Origin of the sequence: Gilliamella sp. B2717, from assembly GCF_026536675.1 — a bacterium.
Taxonomy (GTDB): Bacteria; Pseudomonadota; Gammaproteobacteria; order Enterobacterales; family Orbaceae; genus Gilliamella; species Gilliamella apicola_I.
The window spans coordinates 485-24,507 of record NZ_JAFNNQ010000025.1; the positions used below are offsets into that span (position 1 = coordinate 485).

Annotated in this window: 20 protein-coding genes; 15 read left to right on the forward strand and 5 right to left on the reverse strand. The window is 36.0% G+C overall.

Annotation, left to right across the window (positions count from 1 at the left end; all coding sequences use genetic code 11):
- Window positions 1-79 precede the first annotated feature (79 nt).
- From J3U35_RS04860 to J3U35_RS04915, 12 genes are all read left to right on the forward strand, one after another.
- Window positions 80-667 carry a PH domain-containing protein gene (locus J3U35_RS04860; RefSeq protein WP_267359891.1) on the forward strand — a complete coding sequence of 196 codons (588 nt, stop codon included), beginning with the start codon at window positions 80-82 and terminating at the stop codon, window positions 665-667.
- Window positions 664-1,665, forward strand: a complete 1,002-nt coding sequence (locus J3U35_RS04865) for a tyrosine-type recombinase/integrase (RefSeq protein WP_267359893.1) — start codon at window positions 664-666, stop codon at window positions 1,663-1,665. Before J3U35_RS04860 ends, J3U35_RS04865 begins: the two co-directional genes overlap by 4 nt.
- A 358-nt stretch (window positions 1,666-2,023) precedes the next feature.
- Window positions 2,024-2,356 (forward strand): DMT family transporter, encoded by a 333-nt coding sequence (locus J3U35_RS04870; RefSeq protein ID WP_065558273.1) that lies wholly within the window; start codon window positions 2,024-2,026, stop codon window positions 2,354-2,356.
- A 283-nt stretch (window positions 2,357-2,639) separates the two neighbouring features.
- Window positions 2,640-3,359 (forward strand): epoxyqueuosine reductase QueH, encoded by a 720-nt coding sequence (locus J3U35_RS04875; protein ID WP_267359894.1) that lies wholly within the window; start codon window positions 2,640-2,642, stop codon window positions 3,357-3,359.
- Between the two features lie 256 nt (window positions 3,360-3,615).
- The gene (locus J3U35_RS04880) at window positions 3,616-7,032 is read left to right on the forward strand and encodes an acyl-CoA dehydratase activase-related protein (protein ID WP_267359896.1); all 3,417 of its coding nucleotides are present in this window, start codon (window positions 3,616-3,618) and stop codon (window positions 7,030-7,032) included.
- Between the two features lie 51 nt (window positions 7,033-7,083).
- Entirely contained in the window at window positions 7,084-7,890 is an 807-nt protein-coding gene (locus J3U35_RS04885; protein WP_267359898.1) for a hypothetical protein, read from the forward strand.
- A gap of 65 nt (window positions 7,891-7,955) precedes the next feature.
- Window positions 7,956-8,564 carry a CDP-alcohol phosphatidyltransferase family protein gene (locus J3U35_RS04890; protein ID WP_267359900.1) on the forward strand — a complete coding sequence of 203 codons (609 nt, stop codon included), beginning with the start codon at window positions 7,956-7,958 and terminating at the stop codon, window positions 8,562-8,564.
- A gap of 13 nt (window positions 8,565-8,577) precedes the next feature.
- Window positions 8,578-10,329 (forward strand): bifunctional alpha/beta hydrolase/class I SAM-dependent methyltransferase, encoded by a 1,752-nt coding sequence (locus J3U35_RS04895; RefSeq protein WP_267359902.1) that lies wholly within the window; start codon window positions 8,578-8,580, stop codon window positions 10,327-10,329.
- Window positions 10,330-10,341: 12 nt separating this feature from the next.
- On the forward strand, window positions 10,342-11,658 hold the full coding sequence (locus J3U35_RS04900) for a phosphatase PAP2/dual specificity phosphatase family protein (protein WP_267359904.1): 1,317 nt from the start codon (window positions 10,342-10,344) through the stop codon (window positions 11,656-11,658).
- A complete protein-coding gene (locus tag J3U35_RS04905) occupies window positions 11,645-12,130 on the forward strand; it encodes a hypothetical protein (RefSeq protein ID WP_267359906.1) in 486 nt (161 codons plus the stop codon). The genes J3U35_RS04900 and J3U35_RS04905 overlap by 14 nt, the downstream gene beginning before the upstream one ends.
- Window positions 12,131-12,187: 57 nt before the next feature.
- Window positions 12,188-13,126: a phosphatidate cytidylyltransferase gene (locus J3U35_RS04910; RefSeq protein WP_267359907.1), complete on the forward strand. Its 939-nt coding sequence runs from the start codon at window positions 12,188-12,190 to the stop codon at window positions 13,124-13,126.
- Between the two features lie 136 nt (window positions 13,127-13,262).
- The gene (locus J3U35_RS04915; RefSeq protein WP_065558280.1) at window positions 13,263-13,526 is read left to right on the forward strand and encodes an HPr family phosphocarrier protein; all 264 of its coding nucleotides are present in this window, start codon (window positions 13,263-13,265) and stop codon (window positions 13,524-13,526) included.
- 108 nt (window positions 13,527-13,634) lie between these two features.
- Here J3U35_RS04915 and J3U35_RS04920 read toward each other — a convergent pair whose 3' ends face one another.
- Window positions 13,635-15,017, reverse strand: a complete 1,383-nt coding sequence (locus tag J3U35_RS04920) for an APC family permease (protein ID WP_267359909.1) — start codon at window positions 15,015-15,017, stop codon at window positions 13,635-13,637.
- 724 nt (window positions 15,018-15,741) lie between these two features.
- Window positions 15,742-17,427, reverse strand: a complete 1,686-nt coding sequence (locus tag J3U35_RS04925; RefSeq protein ID WP_267359911.1) for an amidohydrolase — start codon at window positions 17,425-17,427, stop codon at window positions 15,742-15,744.
- 148 nt (window positions 17,428-17,575) lie between these two features.
- Between J3U35_RS04925 and matP the strand changes: the two genes are divergently transcribed.
- From matP to cysB, 3 genes are all read left to right on the forward strand, one after another.
- The gene (gene matP, locus J3U35_RS04930; RefSeq protein ID WP_220215114.1) at window positions 17,576-18,040 is read left to right on the forward strand and encodes a macrodomain Ter protein MatP; all 465 of its coding nucleotides are present in this window, start codon (window positions 17,576-17,578) and stop codon (window positions 18,038-18,040) included.
- 29 nt (window positions 18,041-18,069) lie between these two features.
- The gene (topA, locus tag J3U35_RS04935) at window positions 18,070-20,670 is read left to right on the forward strand and encodes a type I DNA topoisomerase (RefSeq protein ID WP_267359913.1); all 2,601 of its coding nucleotides are present in this window, start codon (window positions 18,070-18,072) and stop codon (window positions 20,668-20,670) included.
- A gap of 168 nt (window positions 20,671-20,838) precedes the next feature.
- Window positions 20,839-21,810: an HTH-type transcriptional regulator CysB gene (cysB, locus tag J3U35_RS04940; protein WP_065558285.1), complete on the forward strand. Its 972-nt coding sequence runs from the start codon at window positions 20,839-20,841 to the stop codon at window positions 21,808-21,810.
- 82 nt (window positions 21,811-21,892) lie between these two features.
- Here the strand turns inward: cysB and hisIE are convergent, their stop codons facing one another.
- The 3 genes from hisIE to hisA are packed head-to-tail and all read right to left on the reverse strand — an operon-like array spanning window position 21,893 to window position 24,023.
- On the reverse strand, window positions 21,893-22,519 hold the full coding sequence (gene hisIE, locus J3U35_RS04945) for a bifunctional phosphoribosyl-AMP cyclohydrolase/phosphoribosyl-ATP diphosphatase HisIE (protein ID WP_267350795.1): 627 nt from the start codon (window positions 22,517-22,519) through the stop codon (window positions 21,893-21,895).
- Window positions 22,513-23,289 carry an imidazole glycerol phosphate synthase subunit HisF gene (gene hisF / locus J3U35_RS04950; protein ID WP_267359915.1) on the reverse strand — a complete coding sequence of 259 codons (777 nt, stop codon included), beginning with the start codon at window positions 23,287-23,289 and terminating at the stop codon, window positions 22,513-22,515. The genes hisIE and hisF overlap by 7 nt, the downstream gene beginning before the upstream one ends.
- A complete protein-coding gene (gene hisA / locus J3U35_RS04955; RefSeq protein WP_267359917.1) occupies window positions 23,271-24,023 on the reverse strand; it encodes a 1-(5-phosphoribosyl)-5-[(5-phosphoribosylamino)methylideneamino]imidazole-4-carboxamide isomerase in 753 nt (250 codons plus the stop codon). The genes hisF and hisA overlap by 19 nt, the downstream gene beginning before the upstream one ends.

Sequence of the window (24,023 nt, forward strand, 5' to 3'; positions counted from 1 at the left end):
TGCAGCGTTAAAAAGCAGCGGTGCTATTACTGATGATGAATATCAGTTATTAAAAAGTAGTATTTTTAAGAACTAAATAATGAAAGAAATAAATAAAGGAGCAGTAGAAATGATTGATTATAAAACAGCAACAAAAGCCGAATTACTAGCCGAATTTGAACGATTAAAAAAACTGTCTAATGATGACGGTTTTTTTACAAAAAAAGAATTTTTGCACTTTCCGCAAATCGCAATGCCGGGCGAAGCGCCAATCGCTGTTTCATCAGGAAAAATGGACGGTAAAACATGGTTAATTATATTAACCAATCAACGGGTTATTTTCTTAGATAAAGGCTTGTTTTTCGGGGTTAAGCAAGTGGCTGTTGACTTAAGCACTATCTCTTCTGTAGGCGGACAAACCAAAATTTTATTTGGTCAAATTATTATAGCTGCGGGCGGGCATACTTACACCGTGGAAAATGTGCCCAAGAAAAACGTAATACCATTTACCAACATGGTAAAACAAGCAATGGAAGATTTAAGACAAGGCAGCCCCTCAAGCGCTAGTCAAACACAGACAACAAGTAACGACCCACTTGAACAATTAGAACGATTAGCATCGTTGAAAGAAAAGGGTGTTATCACAGAAGAAGAATTTCAGGCGCAAAAGGCTAAAATTCTGGGATGAGTGTACGCAAGCAATCCAGCGGCAAGTGGCTGTTTGAAAAATATTTAGAGGGCGGCAGGCGCATTCGTAAAACGTTCGTAACCAAGGGCGAGGCGTTAGCGTATGAAAGCTATATTGAAGAACAAGCGGCAACTAAACCATGGATTGCAGAAAAGCAAGACCGGCGGAGATTGACAGATTTAATCGAACTATGGCACAACGCGCACGGTAAAACACTGAGCGACGGCGAGAATGTTTATACAACGCTATTATTCATTGCTGACAGTATAAAAAATCCAATAGCCACAAATTTTACCGCCAAAGACTTTACAGAATACAGATCTAAACGGCTCAGCGGTGAAATTTATCGAACTGAGCGAGTTAAAACGGTTTCACAAAGAACGTTAAACTTAGAGTTAACACATGTTAAATCAATGTTTAACGAGCTGATAAGGATGGGAGAGTGGACACTTAAAAACCCAGTTGAACGTATTCGACAATTTAGAATTGACGAGCAAGAAATGGCATATCTAACGCCCGATCAAATCAAAAAATTGTTAGCGTCAGCGAAAAAAAGCAAGGCCAAAGATTTGTTAACTATTATAAAAATATGTCTAGCGACTGGCGCACGCTGGAGCGAAGCGGAATCATTGCAAGATAAGCAGGTAAAAAACCAGTCAATTACATATTTAAAAACGAAGGGAAAGCGAAATCGAACAATACCGATTGATAAAGCTTTGTTCGATGAAATCGACATAAAGAAAGGATCGCTGTTTACGCCGTGTTATTCCGCTTTCCGTTCAGCAATTAAGCGCGCACAAATAGAATTACCTAAACGTCAACTATCTCACGTCTTACGCCACACATTTGCCAGCCATTTTATGATGAACGGCGGAAATATTTTAGTGTTACAAAAAATATTGGGCCACACAGATATAAAAATGACAATGCGCTATGCGCATTTTGCCCCCGAACATTTTGAAGACGCCATTAAACTAAACCCTTTCAATAATATTTAAATGGCGGTAAAATGGCGGTCGAGTTAATTAATATAGCGCTTTATTAGTCTTTATTAGTTTTATAACTCATTGATATTTTTATAAGTTGTTGTTTTTTATGGTGTGTTCAGGGAACTCTTAATCAATTGGTCGCGGGTTCGATCCCCTCACAACCCACCATTTAATATTCCTTTTTAATAATTTTCTAGCTTTGATAGCTTTCAAGTTTACCTGTTTGTTCAAATTAGCATGATGAAATGAAACCATAATTAAGCTTTAATATTATTGATTAAGGTGTGATAGGTTAATAAAACATCAAAACGTTAAGGTTTTAAACTTAACCAATAAATTTGTTTTTCAAATGACTATAGGTATTATTATGAATGCATATCTTTATCTTTTTTTCGCTATTATTTGTGAAGTTATCGCTACATCTTCATTAAAATTATCGAATGGGTTTACCCATCTTATTTATTCTATTATTACAATTGTTGGTTATAGCGCATCATTTTATATTCTTTCCTTAGCATTAAAAACTATTCCCGTAGGTATTGCTTATGCGATTTGGTCAGGAATTGGTATTGTGCTTATTAGTTTGATTGCTTGGATCTTTATGAAACAAACTTTGGACTTAGCGGCTGTAATCGGTATGGGATTTATCATGTTTGGGGTAATTATTATAAACTTATTTTCTAAAGTGTCAGGGCACTAATATTATTGATATCGATTTTGAGATGAATAATTATTCAGTTTAACAGATTGTTTTTCATTAAGATAACCAATAAATAAGGATAGTTAAGTGACTAATCTTCACGTTTAAGGACTTTTGAGTTAAAGCGCGGTATTGACGTCATAATTAGATTATCAAAAAGTTTTAGTTATTACCTTTGTTTCAGTATAAAAAATTACATGCTAAGCTTGAATGGTTGCGTTTATCGCTATATCATAGCGCAGCTTAAAAAGACTTTAATCATCAAAATTATAAACGAGTCATCATGTTAATTAATGCTAAGAATATACTGGAAAAATTAAATCCTCATAACAAAATCAATTACGATTCTGTTTTACAAGAAGTCATCGCAGATTGGCAGCAAGAAGCAGTTCGCCCTAAATTATTGATTCATAGTTGCTGTGCACCATGTAGTACCTATGTTTTAGAGTATTTGGCGCAGTATGCTGATATTACTATCTATTTTGCCAATTCGAATATCCATCCAAGAGTTGAATATGAACACCGTAGTCTGGTTCAACAAAAATTCATCAACGATTTTAATCTGAAAACAGGGCATAATGTCCAGTTTTTAGAAGCACCTTACCAACCGGCAGAGTTTGTTAAACAAGTTGGGCATTTGCGTGATGAACCCGAAGGAGGAGAGCGTTGTCATCTCTGCTATAAAATGCGATTAGATTTGGCAGCGATTAAAGCGCAAGAATTGGGATACGATTATTTTGCAAGTGCATTGACGTTAAGTCCTAAAAAAAATAGCCAGAAAATCAATCAACTGGGTTTTGAAATTCAGGAAATTTTTTCGGTGAATTATCTCCCTTCCGATTTTAAAAAAAATAATGGTTATAAACGTTCTATCGAGCTTTGCAAAGAATATGATGTCTATCGACAATGTTATTGTGGTTGTATTTTTGCTGCTAAAGCGCAAGGCGTCGATTTAAAAAATGTTATTGCGATCGCTAAGCAGGGATTAGAAAAAATGAGTTAATACATATTATTATCCTCATAAAAGATACAAAAAAATAGTTAGTTCACCCTATTAAAAATGGTTTTAGCTAACTATTTTCTCTGATAGAAATTAATTTAATAGGATTTTAAAAACGCAACTTTAAAACAAGATATTTTTTAACCAAATTGATTAAAAAAAAGTAAGATTCGGCTATAATTATTACACATAAAAAATAAAGCGATATTGGTTATATCGATTAAAAAGTAATGGATGCTTTGGGGATTATGTGCTGCTTATGTCAAAATTATTTAAATTTGGTTTAGATGTGGGTTCCACAACTGCGAAATGTGTTGTACTTGGTGAGTTTGACAATTTTGTTTATACCAATTACATTCGTCATAATACACATATTGTGGCGACAGTCCTCGATTTACTTAATGAAATTAAACAGAAGTTTGGTAATAATATTTGTCTATCCGTCAAGGTAACGGGTTCGGCTGGTATGGGAATATCTGAAAAAGCCGATATTCCTTTTATCCAAGAAGTGGTGGCGGCATCTGAAGTTGTGCAGCGCAACTATCCCGAAGTCAGAACCTTAATTGATATTGGCGGTGAAGATAGTAAGATGATTTTCTTCTTTCCCGATCGCCCGCCCGATATTCGAATGAACGGTAGCTGTGCAGGTGGGACAGGGGCATTTATCGATCAAATGGCAACGCTATTAAACACGCCTGTTCAACAATTTGATCAACTCGCTCAACATCATGATAAAATCTTTCCGATTGCTTCTCGTTGTGGCGTTTTTGCCAAAACCGATGTCCAAAATCTCATTAGTCGTAATGTCTCAAAAGAAAATATCGCCTATTCTGTTTTACATGCTGTTTGTATTCAACTCGTTAATACCTTAGCACGTGGTTATGATATCGTTCCTAAAGTGATGTTAATTGGTGGTCCATTTTCCTTTATTCCAACCTTAGGTAAAGCAGCGCTTAATACGTTGAAATTAGGTGAAGATCAGCTAGTTGAAACGCCTTATCCAACATTGTTGTCTGCTTGGGGGGCGGCAATTCATCCGATTGAACGTGCTGAACTTTCAATTAATAGTTTTATCGAGAAATTAAATGCTTCAACAAAAATTGCAGTGAATCAATCTTTTCGATTATCTCCTCTTTTTAATGAAGCCTTATCATTTGATGACTGGAAAAAAAGACGAAAATATATCGATATTCCTCGATTAAATATCGCAGATTATAAAAAGCAAAATGCTTTTTTGGGCATAGATAGTGGTTCAACGACAACCAAAATTACGTTAATTAGTGAAGATGATGAACTACTGTTTACTTATTATGCCCCCAATAACGGTCATTCAATTAGTGCACTGATTAAAGGATTATCTCAATTAAAAAAAGAAATTGAGACATCCAATAAAGATATTGTGATTTTGCGGACGGGTGTCACCGGTTATGGAGAAGAGTTATTAAAAGCCGCATTTGGTATTGATGATGGTTTAGTTGAAACGATGGCGCATTTTGCCGCAGCAAAGCATATTGATCCAAATGTCAGTTTTATCATGGATATCGGTGGTCAAGATATGAAAGCCATTTTTATTGCCAATGGTGTGGTTAATCATATCGAACTTAATGAAGCTTGTTCATCAGGGTGTGGTTCATTCATTGAAACTTTTGCTAAATCATTAAATTCAAATACCATTGATTTCGCCGATGCGGCCTGTCAATCAACTCATCCTTGTGATTTAGGTACACGCTGTACTGTGTTTATGAACTCTAAAGTTAAACAAGCCCTTCGCGAAAATGCCACCATGGGGGATATTTCGGCTGGACTTGCGTTTTCAGTGATTAAAAATGCAATTCATAAAGTGCTTAAACTGCACGATATGCGTAAATTAGGTAATAATATCGTCGTGCAAGGTGGAACTTTTAAGAATCCTGCTGTTTTTCGAGCCTTAGAACAATTAACCGGTGCGCAAATCACCAGCTCAAATATCCCTGAATTAATGGGCGCCTATGGCTCTGCTTTAGTGGCAAAAAATCATTTTGTTGAAAATAATACACCTTCACAATTTATTGGGCTGGATAACTTAGCAAAAGCTGAAGATAACAAAGCGAAACCTTCTCGCTGTAAGGGGTGCGAAAATAATTGTGATATTATGATCTACCGTTTTGCCAATGGACAAAAATATTATTCCGGTAATAAATGTGAACGTTTCTTAAGTAATAATCAATATAAAGATAATCATGCCTTTAACATGTTTGATTATAAAAACACGCTCTTGTTTGATCGAATCACTGTCGAAAATCCTCAAGCAAAAATTAATATAGGCATACCTCGTGTTCTTGGACAGTATGAAAATTTTCCTTTTTGGCATACGTTATTGACTCAAAGTGGTATCAACGTAATACTTTCACCTTATTCGACCCATAAAATTTATGAACAAGGAGCAGGTACAGTGATGTCTGATAGTATCTGTTTTCCTGCTAAATTAGTACATGGGCATATTATGGAATTAGTTGGTCAAAAAGTGGATCGTATTTTTATGCCTATGGTCGTATTTGAATCATCCCAGTTTGATAATGCAGTAAATAGTTATAATTGTCCTATTGTGAGTAGTTATGCAGAAGTCATACATAGTGCTATCAATCCAGAATTAAAATATGGTATTCCGATTGATTATCTTGTGATGAATTTCACGGATGTGAAGTTACTCAAAAAAAGTTGTGTTCAATATTTACGGTCATTAGGTATAGCGAAAAAAGTCATTGATAACGCCTTTTCGGCAGCATTAATGGCTCAGTCCCAGTTTAAACAGAATCTTTACAACAAAGCGATTGAAGTATTAGATAATGCCAAACAAACAGGGCGATATGTATTTATTTTAGCAGGACGGCCTTATCATAGTGATAGTTTAATAAACCATAAAACACCTGAAATCTTAAATGCGCTTGGTTGTGATGTGATTACTGAAGATTCTGTATTAGGTGGTATTAGCCAGTTATCGCCAGAACTTCAAATTTGTTCACAATGGAGCTACCCGAATCGTTTATATGCTGCCGCTTCATTCGTTGCAGAGCAACCCAATAATATCCAATTTGTTCAACTTAATTCATTTGGTTGCGGGCCTGATGCTATTGTTACCGATGAGTGTAAAGCAATTTTAGAATCAAAAGGTAAAACCGGTACGATAATTCGTGTTGACGAAATTACCGCAACGGGTTCTGTCAGATTACGTTTACGTTCCATTATTGAATCGATACGAATGAATCATCAGCAACCGTTAAAAACAGATGAACGTAAAAAAACGGCTATTTTTAGCAAGCAAGATAAGCAACGTCGAACCATTTTAGCACCGTTTATCTCCGATTTTTATTCTCCGCTTTTAACGCCAATTTTTGCGTTATCGGGTTATAAACTGGAAACATTACCTAAACCAGATAAGCGTTCAGTCGAATGGGGATTAAAATACTGCAATAACGAAATCTGTTATCCAGCAACAATTATTGTTGGGGATATTATTAAAGCATTGCGTTCAGGTAAATATGACCGTAATGATGTGGCAATAGGGATAACTCAAACGGGTGGACAATGTCGAGCGAGTAGTTATTTATCGTTGATCAAAAAAGCGATGATCAGTAATGGTTTTGAAGATATTCCCATAATTTCACTTAGTACTGGAAATATTAATGAAATAGAATAACCAGGCTTTAAGCTAAATTGGTTTAAAACATTACCGATAACTTTTTTTGCGATGCTTTTTGCTGATTCACTATCAAAAATGTATTACGCCATTGCGCCAAGAGCGAAAGTTAAACAACAAGCTGATCAGCTTAAAGCGCTTTATATGCATAAATTGCAACAACTTATTCAACAAAAGCAAAGTAAAAAGGCCATCTTCGAACTATTAACGCAAGCCGTTGTACACTTTAATCAAATTGAAACACACCATAAAGATTGTCCACAAATCGGTATAGTGGGCGAAATTTACGTTAAATATAATAGTTTTGGTAATCAACACAGTGTTGAATGGCTAGTCGAGCAGGGTATTGAACCGGTTATTCCTCCAATGATTGAGTTTTTTGCGCAATGTTTTGTTAATTATGATAGTAATGTCAATAATTTTCTCTCATCAAAGAGTTATATCTCTTATCTAATATCCTTTTTTGAAAAGATTGCACATCGGTATATTGATAAAACAAATAAAATTTTGTCCCAATTTAAGTATTATCAACCTTTCCATAATATTCGCGATATGTCTAAAAAGGCTGAAGAAATATTAAATTTGGCGAATCAATATGGTGAAGGTTGGTTGATTCCTGCTGGCATTATGACATTTGCTGAACAGGGAATTAACAATGTTATTAGCCTGCAACCGTTTGGATGTATTGCGAACCATGTTGTATCTAAAGGTGTTGAAAAACGAATGCGAGATCTTAACCCAAAACTTAACTTACTCTATTTAGACTTTGATGATGGTGCAGGCGAAGTAAATGTGCTTAATCGTTTGCATTTTATGATAAGTTCATTAAAGTATACCCAGTTACAACGGATTGTTTAAATGTTAAAGTACATGATGATTCAGTGTAAGTAATAGTAAAAAGATAATTTATAAAAGGATTGTTTGTGTTATCAATTTATCAATTAAAATCACGATTTCAATCGTTACTTCGTCCCTGCGTTGAGAAATTCTATAGTGTGAACATTACCGCTAATCAGGTCACCTTATTCGCTTGTATGGGCTCTATTTTTATCGCCTTGATTGTGAGTTATTTTATTGAATATCTTTGGCTATTTTTCTTAATTCCAGTATGGATGTTTATTCGAATGGCGCTCAATGCCATTGATGGCATGTTAGCACGAGAGTATCATCAAAAATCTAATTTAGGCGCATATCTAAATGAAATAACGGATGTTATTTCCGATTGTGCGCTATTATTAGTATTTATTCAGGTGCCAAGTGTCAATACTGGTTTAGTGATATTGATTGTGTTACTGTCTTTTTTAACTGAATATAGTGGTGTTTTAGGGTTACTAATTGGTGCATCCAGACGGTATGACGGTCCAATGGGAAAAAGCGATAGAGCTTTTATTTTTAGCTTAATCAGTTTAGGTATTGCTACCGGTTTGTTACCATTGAATTGGATAAATGCGTTATTAGGGATAATTATTTTTTTACTCATATGGACGACTGTGAATCGAATTCGAAAAGGTTTGCAAGAAGCTAAAATTTAACAAGGAGTTGTCGATGCGTCAACAGCAACAAAAAACATTCACAAGCCATGATGGTTGCCAAATATTTTATCGCTACTGGCCTGCAATAGATGCCGATATTCAACCTAATCAAGCGATTGTGCTTTTTCATCGTGGACATGAACATTCTGGTCGAATAGCGCATCTTGCCGACGAACTTGAATTACCTAATTTTCAAATTTTCGCATGGGATGCTCGAGGTAATGGACAATCAGAAGGTGAACGAGGCGATGCCCCCAATTTTGCCACGTTGATCAAGGATGCGAATGCTTTTATTGAACACATTACCCAAGAATATAGTTTAAGACAACAAGATATTGCAATAATTGCACAAAGTGTGGGTGCCGTCATTGCAAGTGCATGGGTACATGACTATACCCCTAATATTCGAGCCTTAGTACTAGGAGCGCCTGCTTTTCGTGTAAAACTTTATGTTCCTTTGGCAGTGTCTGGTTTAAAATTATTATATAATCTGAAAGGTAATTTTTTTGTTAATAGTTACGTTAAATCTGGATTATTGACTCATGACAAACAACGAGCAGAATCATTTAATCAAGATCCATTAATCACTCGACCAATTTCAGTCAGATTGCTACTTGATTTATATTCTGTAGCTGATCGTATTGTTAAAGATGCTAATGCAATAACAGTGCCGACTCAAATACTTGTTTCTGGTTCTGATTTTGTTGTCAGACGCAAACCTCAGAAACAGTTTTATGAAAATTTAGGTACCACTCAAAAAGAATTTCATATTTTGCCTAATTTTTATCATGACACGTTTGGTGAACAAGAACGCCATATCGCTATTGAAAAAGCAAGGCGTTTTATTATAGGGTGCTTTGCAAATCAACCGAATATTCCTTCTTTGGTTAACGCAGACCTTGTTGGTTATACTAAGCAAGAAGCCGATAATTTATCATTGCCTGTGAAGGGAATAGTTAAACCTCTTTACTGGAAATTCATCAAAGCTAATTTAAAATATGCCAGTAAAATTTCTGATGGTATCAAACTTGGAGTTGAAACTGGGTTCGACTCAGGTAGTACATTGGATTATGTTTATCGTAATCAACCTTCAGGAAGTTCAAAATTAGGTCAGTTTTTTGACTATATTTATTTGCAATCAATGGGTTGGCGAGGAATTCGGCAACGTAAAATACATCTTGAAGAATTATTAAAATTAGCCATATCGCAATTACAAAAACACGATAATATCGTCAATATTGTTGATATAGCAGCAGGCCATGGACGTTATATTCTTGAGACAATTAATCAGTTAGCCAAGAAACCTGATTCAGTACTGCTTAGAGATTATAGCGATATTAATATTCGTGATGGTCAAAATTTGATTAATGAATTAGGCTTAAGTCACCTTGTACAGTTTGAAAAGGGCGATGCTTTTAACAGACAGCAGTTAGCTGACCTATCGCCTAAACCAACATTAGCTGTCGTTTCTGGTTTGTATGAATTGTTTAGTGATAATTCATTATTACGTGAATCTTTATCGGGTTTAGCGGATGCTATCCCCAAAGGTGGATATTTAATTTATACCAATCAACCTTGGCATCCTCAACTTGAGTTTATTGCCCGAGCATTAACTTCACATCGTGACAGGCAGCCATGGATAATGCGCAGACGGACACAGCTTGAAATGGATCAACTTGTCATGGCAGCAGGCTTTCGAAAAGTCACAATGCGTATTGATCAGTGGGGGATTTTTACGGTGTCATTAGCTCAGCGCATTGATTAATTGATTAACGTTATGATGAAGCAGGGTTCTATTCAATTAAACATTAACAAATGTTTATGGCTTATCGGGTTAACGGTATTTTTCTTTGCTAGTTACAATTTTAGCAATGCATTCACAGCTGAACGTAATGATGTCAGTAGCATGGTTTTTGATTGGGAAACGATTATACCACTTTGGTCATGGACGATTGTGCCCTATTGGTCGATAGATTTAATGTATGGACTTGCTATATTATTAGCAAAATCGAATCAGTCATTAAAAACACTTTGTTTTAGATTATTAACCGCACAAATTATTTGTGTCTGTTGTTTTCTTCTTTTCCCACTTAAATTCAGTTTTGATCGTCCAGCTATGGACGGATTTTTTGGTTTACTTTTTGATTTTCTTATGGGATTTGATAAACCTTTTAATCAAGCCCCATCATTACATATCACATTACTTATTATTTTATGGCAGTTCTATGCCTGCTATTTTCAGACTATTTTCCGTTATATTTTGCATATTTGGTGTTTGTTAATTGCGCTATCGGTATTAACAACCTGGCAACATCATTTTTTTGATATCCCAACAGGTGTATGGGTAGGTTGTTTGTGTATTTGGTTATGGCCTAATAATGGAATATCGCCATTAAAATTCACGTCTTTATCAAAACAGTATCGTTGGGCTTTTATTTATTGTTGTTTAACTCTGTTAACCATGAGTTTGGCCATTTATATGAGGGGTTGGGGACTTTGGTTATTTTGGCTTTCTGGAGCATTTTTGTTGGTCGCGCTTAATTATTTATTGATAGGTGCAAAAGGATTTCAAAAACAATCTAACGGACATTTTTCACTCGTCGTTATTATATTATATTTGCCTTATTTTATCATTATGTGGATCAATTCACGTTTATGGACGTTTAAGCACCAACCAAACAATTTCATTGAGGATAACGTTTTTTTAGGTAGAATTCCTTCAACCTACAATCTGAAACACAATCAATTTACAACTATTGTTGATTTATGTGCAGAACTGCCGATAGGTCAATTTAAAGGTAATTATACGCTAATGCCCATTTTGGATATGACACCGCTCACGCAAGCGCAATGTCAAATGACGGCTGAAATCATTGAACAATATCGACTGCAAGGTCGATTGTTAGTCTGCTGTGCATTAGGTTATTCAAGAAGTGCGACAGCAGTTATCGCGTGGTTGTTGTGGACTCATCGAGCCAAGAATGTTGATGATGCGATAGCTAAGGTAAGAACATGTCGGCGTAATATTGTTATTTCAACTAGACAACGGTTAATATTAATAGAATGGAGCAGAAATCTACATGCTGAAATCTGATCATAATAGAAAACAGTTTCACACCAATCAAACTCAAATTGTGACATTGTGTAGTTTGCTTTCTTTAAGTAAGCAAGTTAATATTTTTTCTGGGTTTTTAACAATTTCTGCGCTGGTCATTGGCTTTATTTATCTGGCAATTAATGATTCAAATCTGATAAGTTTAATCTGTTTTTTTGTTTTTATTTTAGGCTTAATAAGTCAATATTATGCACTTAGGACTAATTTCGATATCAAACTTTTTGAATATTTGACGCCATATATTCATGAACCCTCAATAGTGTTGAAAGAGTTAGATCATGCGCTTGTAAAATTAGGTTTAATTAAATCTGATCTTTCTAAATCTCGAACAATGTATGAGCGCGAAAAAGGGACATTACGACTTTTCAAAATTCAAATAGTGACAGTGATGATCCAACTTTTACTCTTTATAGGCGGATTTGCCAGTCGTATTATTTATAATTTATTGTAAAATGATTTCAACATTCATTTTTAAAGTATTAGAAGAATCAGTAATTTGAGGAAATAGATGTCTAACTATCAATACCATACTTTATTGTTATTTTTGGGCGTTACTCTATTTTTAATCGTTGCTTCGTTAATCGGACTCACGTTAAAACATCGAATTCGATCACCTAATCGGGTTATTGATAATTTAAATACTCGCATTAATGCGTGGTGGGTCATGGTGGCGATTTTAGGTACTGCTTTTTTGATCGGAAAATTAGCCGTCATTTTTTTATTTTTCGTGGTATCGGGTTTAGCATTACGCGAGTTTCTTAATCTGACCAGTATTAGCCGATATGATTATTACGTTTTAATATTTGCTTTCGGAATAGCGTTGCCGGCGCAATATATTTTAATCGCTGTTTCATGGTATGGTCTATTTAGCATATTCATTCCAGTATACGGTTTTTTAATTCTTTCTATTTTAGCCACAGTGACCGGATCCTCATTTAAATTCTTAGACAGAACGGCCGAAGTACAATGGGGATTAGTCATCACCGTATATAATATCTCTTGTGTACCTGCCTTATTGTCACTCCAAATTGATAACTATCACGACCGAAATTTATTACTTATTGCTTTTTTGGTGTTAGTTGTTCAAATGTCAGATGTTTTGCAGTATGTCTTTGGTAAATTATTTGGTAAACATAAAATTAGCCCAAATCTCTCACCATCCAAAACAGTGGAAGGATTTATTGGTGGCATAATTACAGCCAGTTTTATTGGTAGTTGTCTGTTTTGGATTACGCCATTTAGTCTTATTCAAGCTGGTTTAATTTCACTCATGATCACCTTGCTAGGATTTTTTGGCGGATTAGTTATGTCTGCCATAAAGCGTGATAGGGGGGTAAAAGATTGGGGTAACCTAATTGGCGGACATGGTGGTGTACTTGATCGTTTTGATTCAATCTGTTTTGCAGCGCCTGTTTTTTTTCATGTAGTTAGATATTATTGGGCATAAAATAGTATTAAGTTTAAATTAATAAAAAGCTTTGTATAAATTATAAAAATTTATATCTAAAAATGAGCAAAACAGATTATTTTATGATATAAATACTAGGTATTGTATTAACTTAAGATAGAAAGAAGGACTTAGTATGTTAAAAGAGCAAATGGTAGTAAAAAATTCAACCGGTCTTCATGCGCGCCCAGTAACGGCATTAGTTAAATTAGCCGGTCGCTATAAATCATCAATTGAGCTTGTTTATAACGACAAAGCGATTAAACTAAAAAGTATGATGGGGTTGCTTGGAGCAGGTGTAAAAGGTGGTTCAACTGTTGAAATCATCTGTGATGGAGAAGACGAGCAAGCTGCAATGGATGAAATCCGCGAATTATTTGCTACTGGTTTTGGGGAATAATTTTTAACTTTTCTTTTTAAAGAAAAGAAAATCCCGTCACCTAAGTTGACGGGATTATTTTTAAAAGGGCATTAACTAAATACTTTTAAGTAGACGGAATAGATTAATTTAATCTTTTATAATCGAATCCAATTCTGTATGATCAATTGATGGCAATGTAGTTGTGAAACATCTAGTTAAATAAAGTAAATAACAGAATCCAAATGCCAACCAAATCAAACCAACCATCATTGCTGTCGATTCAAGACTAGTCCATAGCCACAAAGAAAGTAGTAAACCAATTGCAGGCATTAATCCATATTTTAATAGCATCAACATTGTTTTCTTCGTTTCACCACCAAGGTAGCTTTTAATAACGCATAGGTTGACAAAGGTAAAAGCTACTAATGCACCAAAACTTATCATCGATATTACTAAGGTTAAATCAAGTACCAAAGCGAATAATGAAAAAATCGACACGAAGATTATTGATAAATAAGGTGTTCTAAATCGAGGATGAATTCTATAGAAGATTCGTTTAGGCAATACACCTTCACGCCCCATTGCATAAAAAATTCGAGAAACGCTAGTCTGAGCTGTCATGGTTGAGGCAAATACACCTGTTAAGTATGCTGTTTGGAAGAAATTATAAATAAAGTTATCCCCATATTTGCCGAAAATATTGCTTAGGTGACTTATGCTATCAACTCTATGCATTACATCCAAACTCGCTGTATCTCTATTGTCAACAAAATCAGTCCATTGTGGATACGCTAAATGCGCACAATAGGAAACAACTAAGAATATACAACCAGCAATAAGTACGGTACCAATAATTGCTCTTGGTAAGGTTTTTTTCGCTTCATTTGATTCTTCAGCCAGTGTCGCGATTGCATCAAAACCTAAAAATGCAAGGCATAATATAGCAGCTCCGGAAAATAAACCACTAAAGTCATCTGGTGTAACTGATATTGGTTTGAGCATCGTTTCGGGTGTTAAATCAACATTTATTAACGTTATAATAATAAACAATACGATAAATAACGCTTGAAATAAATTTAAAGTGATATTGGCCCAATTGATTAACTTGATTCCAAGATAATTTAATATACTAACACCCATAATCGATACTAATACAAATACATAGGCTGGAATATTCTCAAAGTGTTCATGTAGATATATTCCTAAAACCAAATAATTTAATATTGGTAAAAAAAGGTAATCAAGAATTTGTGCCCAACCAACTAAGAAACCAACTTTTCCTCCAAAGGTTCGTTGCACATAGGTATACGCCGAACCAGCAATAGGGAGTTTATTTGCCATTCGGCAGTAACTCAATGCTGTGAAAAAGATCATGGCAAGGGTTATGATGTAGGCTATAGGTAAGTGTCCATTACTTGTAACAGTGACTTCCCCATAAGTGGTAAAGATCCCCAAAGGAACCATATAAGCTAAACCAAATGCAATCAATGCAGGTGTGGTTAAAACTCGTTTCATTTTTATTGCGGACATGACTAACTTTGCTCCTCTGTCCCAAAAAACAATAAAAAACTACTAAGTATAGTTTTGCCTTTTTACCCGCTAAAAGCGGCAGGGAATTCTCCCATATTATTATAATTATGCAAGTTAATTTTTATTATATTGACATTAAATTATGCAAATTTTGAATTAGATCATTCAATATGAATTATTTCTAAACAAATCTTAATAAAAATTGATTATTTAAACTCGTAGAGGTGACCTATATTTAGGTTCAACTTTCTATTATAGATAAGCATAGAAGGATAAAAAATTGAAAAAGCCAAGGTAATTTGTTCATAAAATATATTGTATTTTAAATTGGAGAAAAAGAGATTATTGTGGATTTGATATAAAGTAGTGAAAAAAATATTTTTAGGAAAATTATTGTTTAAAGCTTTTCTAATAACAGTGATATTTTGGATAATGTTTTAAAATGTAAGAAAACTTGAATAAAAAGTAAGTTTGATTTTCCTTATTATAGATATATAACCAAAGCATTTACCATTATTCTTACTTTCAGTACTGATTGCTAATGTATATAGCAATGATTAAAACTAACAAGGAACTAATCATCGCTTCTACGTGGGGAACAGCTTGCTTATCAGCTAACGTACCTATTATTCTTATAAACGATAAAGACGTAATGACTAAACAAAAATAAAGCCAACGGTTAGGTTGGCTCTATTTTTTAAACAATCTATCTAAAGCTATAGTTTTATGAGTCTTGCTGATAAACTGTTTTACCACCAACAATAGTCGTTAATACTTTCACATTTTGCATATCGGTTGCTGAAATGGTAAATGGATTGCGATCTAAGATGATCAAATCAGCAAATTTACCTTTTTCAATTGAGCCAATATACTCATCTTGTTTTAGCACATAAGCAGCGCCAATGGTTGCGCAGCGTAAGACTTCGGTAGCAGTTAAATTACGGTCACTGTTTAAACGTGGGTGCTGTGCATCAATTTGTCGGGTCATGGCTATTTGAAAATCATACCATTCATTTAATGGATCAATTGGCCAATCGCTACCAAAGGCGCAGTTGACGCCTGCATCGATATATTGCCCGTGGGCTTCTAAACCGTTATAGCGTTTTTCGCCAAATAGTGTTTGGTATTGTTCAACCATGGCGTCGCTACAGCCAGCCCATTGGAATGAAAACACCACACAAGCATTTAATTGCTTATACCTTGCATATTGATGCGCAGCACTAAGTTCATTGTGCGCCGTGCTAGGGCGGATATCGGCATCCGGTAATGCTTGGCGCATTTTTTCGATTGCATCAAGCACCACTTCAATGGCACCTTCACCAACAGTATGCATATGAGGATGAAAACCAGCACGCGAGGACTCTAAAATTAAAGCATTTAGCATCTCAGTTGAATAGTACAAATCACCATAACGATCTTTTTCATCTTCAAGCTGATAAGGTTGCAATAGTCTTGCTGTCATTAATGGTGCTTGCATTACCCCGTCAACAAACAGTTTAGTATGTGAAATTTTAATACCGGGCTTAGGTTGCCAATTTTTATCATCATAACGGTTTGCAAACTGTTTAACTTTTTCGAGTAATGCCGGAATAGCCTCAATGGATGTCACATCATCTGGCGGTAACTCTCGTGCACCAAATAACCGAATGGTAAGTTGATCTTGCTGTTGCAACTTTAAAAAGGCATCGGCTTGCGTTTCAGTTATCCGAGCGTCCATCACGGCTGTTACGCCTTGTTTGTTTAATTCTGCTTGTGCTAATTTAGCAATATGTGCGGCTTGTTCTTCCGTCAATTTTGATATGCTGTCAAAAGCTCGCATAGCCGGTGCATCTTCTAAAATGCCATTAAGTTCACCGTCTTGTGTTCTGCCAATTTTTCCATCTGTCGGTTCGGGTGTGTTTCTATCCAAACCAAATTTTTGCAACGCAATACTATTAGCAACTAACGTATGACAATCGTTAGAAAAAAGGATTACCGGTCGCTGAGTATTGAGTTTATCCAGATCGAAGCGGGTAATATCGGTACCGATTGGTAACACTTCTTGCCTTAACCAGCCTCGAACTTGTAGCCATTGTGTGTTATTATTTTGACTGTCTTTATCCAAGTGTTTTTGAATAATTGCTAAAGTATCCTCAACGGTTAAACTTTGATAATTCAAATTACATGAGGTCAATTGCATGCCACCCCAAAAAGTATGAAGATGTGAGTCGATTATCCCCGGCATCATCGTTTTACCATGAAGATCATAAATTGCTGTATCATTATCAACATAGTGATGGCTATTTATTTCATCTGTGGAGCCTGTTGCTATTATGTAACCATTTTTGATTGCTATCGCTTCACAAACTGTATCTTTTTTATCTGCTGTATAAATATAGCCATTAATATAAATAACATCAGCTTTAACCATTATTTTTGATTCCTTAAATAAAGAACGATATAAAAGGTGAACGATACCAGATTTATAAAAAATTTGTCAAATGCAATAATTTTCTTTATTGTGTAAAACGATTATGCTACATATAATCTCTATAGTTACAGCGTCACAAGGTGAACAAATGAAATATCAACAACTCGAAAACCTTGAATGTGGTTGGAAGTGGCACTATTTAGTTAAAAAACATCTAGAGGGCGAGCCAATAACTCGCTATATTGAAAAAAGTGCTGCACAACATGCCGTAAATGAATTATTACTGTTAGAACATAATCCAACAAGCGTTGTTGATTGGATAAAATCGCATTTGAATCCCGATTTAGATAATCGCATGAAGCAGACTATACGGGCAAAACGAAAACGACATTTTAACGCAGAACAACAATATACACGGAAGAAGTCCATCGATTTGGAGTTTTTAGTTTGGCAACGCTTAGCGAATTTAGCTAAACGCCGTGGTTGTACGTTGTCACAAACCATTACGCAACTTATTGAAGATGCTGAGCAAAAAGAACAATATGCGACAAAAGTATCAACAATAAAAGATGATTTACTGTCACTTCTTGATGTGAAGCGTAACAGTAAATAACACAAACTACAGGATAAATAGGTTTAATTATGGGAAAATCCCTTGTTATTGTGGAATCACCAGCTAAAGCAAAAACAATTAATAAATATCTTGGCAAAGAGTATGTTGTAAAATCAAGTGTGGGGCATATTCGAGATTTACCCGTTAGTGGTAGTAGCCAACGCGCTGAGAAAACGACTAAAGATAAAGCCGAGAAGAAAGTAAAACGCTCAGAAAAAGAAGCGTTAGTCAGTCGCATGAGCGTAGATCCTTATCATGGTTGGAAAGCACATTATGAGATTCTACCCGGTAAGGAACGTGTTGTATCAGAACTTAAAAAATTGGCTAAAGATGCCGATATGATTTACCTCGCAACCGACTTGGATAGAGAAGGGGAAGCTATCGCCTGGCATTTAAAAGATGTGATTGGTGGCGATGACAATAAGTACCGTCGTGTAGTATTTAACGAAATTACGAAAACAGCCATTAAAAATGCATTTAATAAACCATCTATGTTAGATATGGATCGGGTAAATGCTCAGCAGGCTCGTCGCTTTATGGATCGGGTTGTGGGCTTTATGCTTTCGCCATTACTTTGGAAAAAAGTGGCTCGAGGTTTATCTGCGGGGCGTGTCCAATCGGTTGCTGTTAGACTTGTCGTTGAACGTGAGCGTGAAATTCATGCCTTTATTCCCGAAGAGTATTGGGATCTGTATGCTGATTTAATGACGCAGAATAAAGCGCAATTAACGTTACAAGTGACACATTATAAAAATGAAGCATTTGAGCCAAAAGATAAAGTAGCGATCGATATTGCATTGGCTGAACTTAATAAAAGCCAGTACCATGTTACCAATATTGAAGAAAAACCAACCAAAAGCAATCCGACAGCACCTTTTATTACTTCCACTTTGCAACAAGCAGCAAGTACCCGTTTAGGGTTTGGTGTTAAAAAGACGATGATGTTAGCTCAGCGTCTTTATGAAGCAGGTTACATCACCTATATGCGTACGGATTCAACCAATTTAAGTCAAGATGCATTGACTATGGTGCGTGATTATATTGGTCAGAATTTTGGGGATAAATACCTGCCAAAATCTGCTAATGTTTACAGCAGTAAAAAGAATTCGCAAGAGGCGCATGAAGCCATTCGTCCATCAGATGTAACAATACTGGCTGATAAGCTTAGCGATGTTGACGCTGATGCGTGCAAACTCTATCAACTTATTTGGCGACAGTTTGTTGCTTGTCAAATGACCGCTGCCGAATACAATTCCACCACAATCACCGTAAAAGCGGGAGATTTTATTTTAAAAGCGAAGGGACGTACATTACGCTTTGATGGTTGGACAAAAGTGCAACCTCAATTATCAAAAAATAGTGACGATAAAATTTTACCGGCGGTTAATGTTAATGATAAATTGGATTTAATTAGCTTAAATCCGAATCAACACTTTACTAAACCACCTGCACGTTATAATGAAGCGTCATTAGTAAAAGAGCTTGAAAAGCGTGAAATAGGACGACCATCAACTTATGCAACGATCATTTCAACTATTCAAGATCGGGGCTATGTACGTTTAGATAATCGTCGTTTTTATGCTGAAAAGATTGGTGAAATTGTTACAGATCGCTTAAATGAGAATTTTAATGATCTTATGAGCTATGATTTCACGGCACGCATGGAAGATGCACTGGATGAAATTGCCAATAAAAAACAAGAATGGCGAGAAGTACTCGATCAGTTTTTTAGTGATTTTAGTAAACATTTGGAAATTGCTGAACAAACACCAGACAAAGGAGGAATGCAATTAAATCCTTTAGTCTTAACGCCAGAAATAACCTGTCCAAATTGTGGACGTGAAATGGGCATTAAAACGGCTGGAACGGGGGTGTTCCTTGCTTGTTCCGGTTATGCATTACCGCCTAAAGAGCGTTGTAAGCAAACAATTAACTTAATCCCTGAACATGAAACCCTAAATATTTTAGAAGAGTCAGAAACAGCCGAAACTGATGCGTTAAGAGCCCGTAAGCGTTGTCCTAAATGTCACACGGCAATGGATAGTTATCTGCTTGATAATGAGCGAAAACTGCATATTTGTGGTAATAATCCAATTTGTGATGGATCGCTTGTTGAAAAAGGTAACTTCAAAGTCAAAAGCTATGAAGGCCCTATTATTGAATGTGAAAAATGTGGATCTGAAATGCATCTCAAATCAGGACGTTTTGGTCTATACATGGGATGTACCAATCCAGATTGTAAAAATACGCGTAAGATCTTAAAAAATGGTGATGTTGCACCGCCAAAAGAAGATCCGGTCGATTTGCCTGAACTTAAATGTACTAAGTCAGATGCACACTTTGTACTACGTGATGGCGCATCGGGAATCTTCCTTGCTGCACACAATTTTCCAAAATCAAGGGAAACACGTGCACCATTGATTGAAGAGTTACAGCGTTTTAAAGATCGTTTACCCGAAAAATTTATGTATTTAACTGAAGCACCAAGTAAAGATCCTGATGGTAACCCATCAATTGTGCGTTTTAGTCGTAAAAGCAAACAGCAATATGTCACATCAGAAGTAAATGGCAAATCAACTGGTTGGGTAATGCAATACGTCGACGGCAAATGGATCAATAGTAAAAAATAGGTAAGAACGCCTGAATGATTGTTAATATCATTCAGGTTAAGTATACGTTTTAGTATAAAGTCGTGTGTTTGTTTGTGCTAAAGTGTGAAAGGAATTACCTTATAATTTCCCTCTTTTTAATACGTATTAATCAAGAGGGAAGTGTATAGAGTTAAAGGAGCCTTTGTCATGAAATTGCAACAATTACGTTATATTGTCGAAGTGGTGAACAACGATCTCAATGTTTCGCTAACCTCCGAAAAACTTTATACATCGCAGCCTGGTATAAGCAAACAGATTAAATTATTAGAGGATGAATTAGGCGTCCAAATTTTTACCCGTGTAGGAAAACATCTTTCAGAAGTGACACCGGTAGGCGAAAAAATCATTGCATTAGCTAAAGAAATCCTCAATAAATCGAAAGATATCAAAATCATTGCTAAAGAGTTCAGTCAGCCAAATCAAGGTTCTTTAACCATCACAACAACCTATACGCAAGCCCGTTATACCTTGCCAGTTGTCATCCAAAAGTTTATGCAACAGTATCCTCATATTATTTTGCACATGGAGCAAGGATCATCTCAACAATGTCTATTGCAAGCGCAAACCGGTCAAGCTGATTTTGCGATAATTACCGATCTTTCGCAGTTAAGTGATGATATGATCGCTTTACCTTGCTACCATTGGAATCAAGCTGTGATTGTCATGAAGGATCATCCTTTGGCTAAAAGTAATATGATTTCAATTGAAGAGTTATCAAAATATCCTTTAGTCAGCTATGATTTTTCTAATGATGGATCAGATTTAAATCAGGCGTTTATTAATGCCAAACAATTACCCAATATTGTATTTAGCACAACTGATGCGGATTTAATTAAAACTTATGTTAAATTGGGTGTTGGGGTCGGCATTGTAGCGAAAATGGCAGTCAATGAAAACATCGATAGCGATTTTGTCGTGCTTAATGCAGGTCATATATTTCCTTATAGTACAACTTATATTGCCTTTGCTCGGTCACTCTTTTTACGTAGCTATATGTACGATTTCATCAGTCAATTTTCACCCCATTTAAATAGACAAACGGTTGATAGACTGATTCTTTGTGATAACAATGTTGAAGTACAAGCTATGTTTAATGGTGTGAAATTGCCAATTTGTTAGGTCATTGATGACTGACATTCGGTAAATTATTTCGAATAAATATTGAGTAAAGTGCGAGGTTTTCGCACTTTATTGTATCGTTTTATTTGTGTCTAGCTTTTAGTATACCGATAACATCTTGAAGGGACAGATTTTGATCTTGTAATAAAACTAACAAATGATAGATCAGATCCGCTGACTCATTTTTAAGTTCTTCTCGGTCATGTACGGTGGCAGCCAGCGCGGTTTCAACGCCTTCTTCGCCCACTTTTTGCGCTATACGCTTGGTGCCATCATGATAAAGTTTTGCGGTATACGATGACTGAGGATCGGCATTTTTACGTGCAGCAAGCAACTGTTCTAATTGATATAAAAACCCCCATTCCGTTTTAGCCTTAGCAAAGCAACTGTTGCTACCGGTATGACACGTAGCACCAATTGGATCCACTAAAATCAGTAGGGTATCATTATCACAATCGGTTGAAATGCTTTTTACATTTAAAAAATGTCCTGAGGTTTCGCCTTTCGTCCATAGTCGATTTTTAGTTCGTGAGTAGAAGGTTACTTTACCTGTAGTTTGGGTTTGTTTAAGGGCTTCTGGCGTCATGTAGCCAAGCATTAACACATCACCTGAAACATAGTGTTGAATAATAACAGGCATTAAGTTATTCACTTTTTGCCAATCAAGCTGACTCGCGTCTAATTGGTTGTCTGAATTGGAAACTAACATAATCGAATCTCTACTCCGTGGTTAGCTAAATACTGTTTAAGTTCTGCAATATTAATAATTTGTTTATGAAATACTGACGCGGCCAAAGCACCATCCACACCAGCATCTTGAAAAGCATCTAAAAAGTGCGCCATTGTGCCTGCACCACCTGAAGCAATTAATGGAACATGGCAAACTTTGCGTATCGTTTTTAGTTGTTTAAGATCATACCCATGACGAACGCCATCTTGATTCATCATATTGAGTACGATTTCACCGGCGCCTCGTTTCTGCACTTCCTTAACCCAATCTAGGGTATTCCATTTGGTTGCAACGGTACGTTTTTCATCGCCCGTAAATTGATAGACATGGTAGTTGTCAGTTTCTTGGTCGTACCAAGTATCAATCCCAACTACAATACACTGCACACCATAACAATTGGCTAACTCCGTAATTAAATCGGGGTTAGCTAAAGCAGGGGAGTTAATCGATATTTTATCCGCACCAAAGGTTAATATTTGCCCAGCATCTTCGACGGTTTTAATACCGCCAGCCACACAAAAAGGAATATCAATCACTTCTGCAACTTTGGCAACCCAACTTTTATCGACCACACGCCCGTCAGAAGATGCTGTTATGTCATAAAAAACCAGCTCGTCAGCACCTTCTTCAGCATATCTTTTTGCTAGTGGTACAATATCGCCGATGATCTCATGATTGCGAAACTGTACCCCTTTGACCACTTGACCGTCACGAACATCTAAACAAGGGATTATCCTTTTTGCCAGCATGAAATTGCCTCCTGAACTGTAAATTTACCTTCAAGCAATGCACGACCGACAATTACACCGGCAACACCACTTTCTTGTAGTGCTTGTACATCTGTTAATTGTCCGATTCCCCCCGATGCTTGAAACGCGATTTGTGGAAATTGTTGACTTATTTCTTGATAAAGTTTGACATTGGAACCACTAAGTGTCCCATCTTTAGATATATCGGTACAAAGCACATGTTTCAAACCATAAGGTAGATAATCGTCAATCACCTGCTCAAGTGTTTGGTTCGAATTCTCTTGCCAACCATGAATAGCGACATATTTGTTACCTTGCTCATCAATTCGTACATCGAGCGCTAACACTAATGCATCTGCACCATAAGTGTTAAACCATTGCTTAACGAGTTGAGGTTGTTTAATGGCTGTTGAACCGATGACTACTCGAGTGGCGCCTGCGGTAAGTAGGGCTTTAATATCGTCTTCTGTACGAATACCTCCACCAACTTGAACGGGAACTTTTACACCAGCAATTAAGGTTTTAATCAAGGATATTTGGCGAGCGTTGGGATCTCTTGCGCCGGTTAAATCAACAAGATGTAATAGTTTGGCTCCTTGGTTTTGATAATCTTGTAATCTCAGTAGTGGGTTATTGCCATAATCACGTTTGAGATCATAATCACCTTGATGTAATCGAACAACGGCGCCATCGATTAAATCCAGTGCAGGTATGATAGTAGGATAGGCATTCAT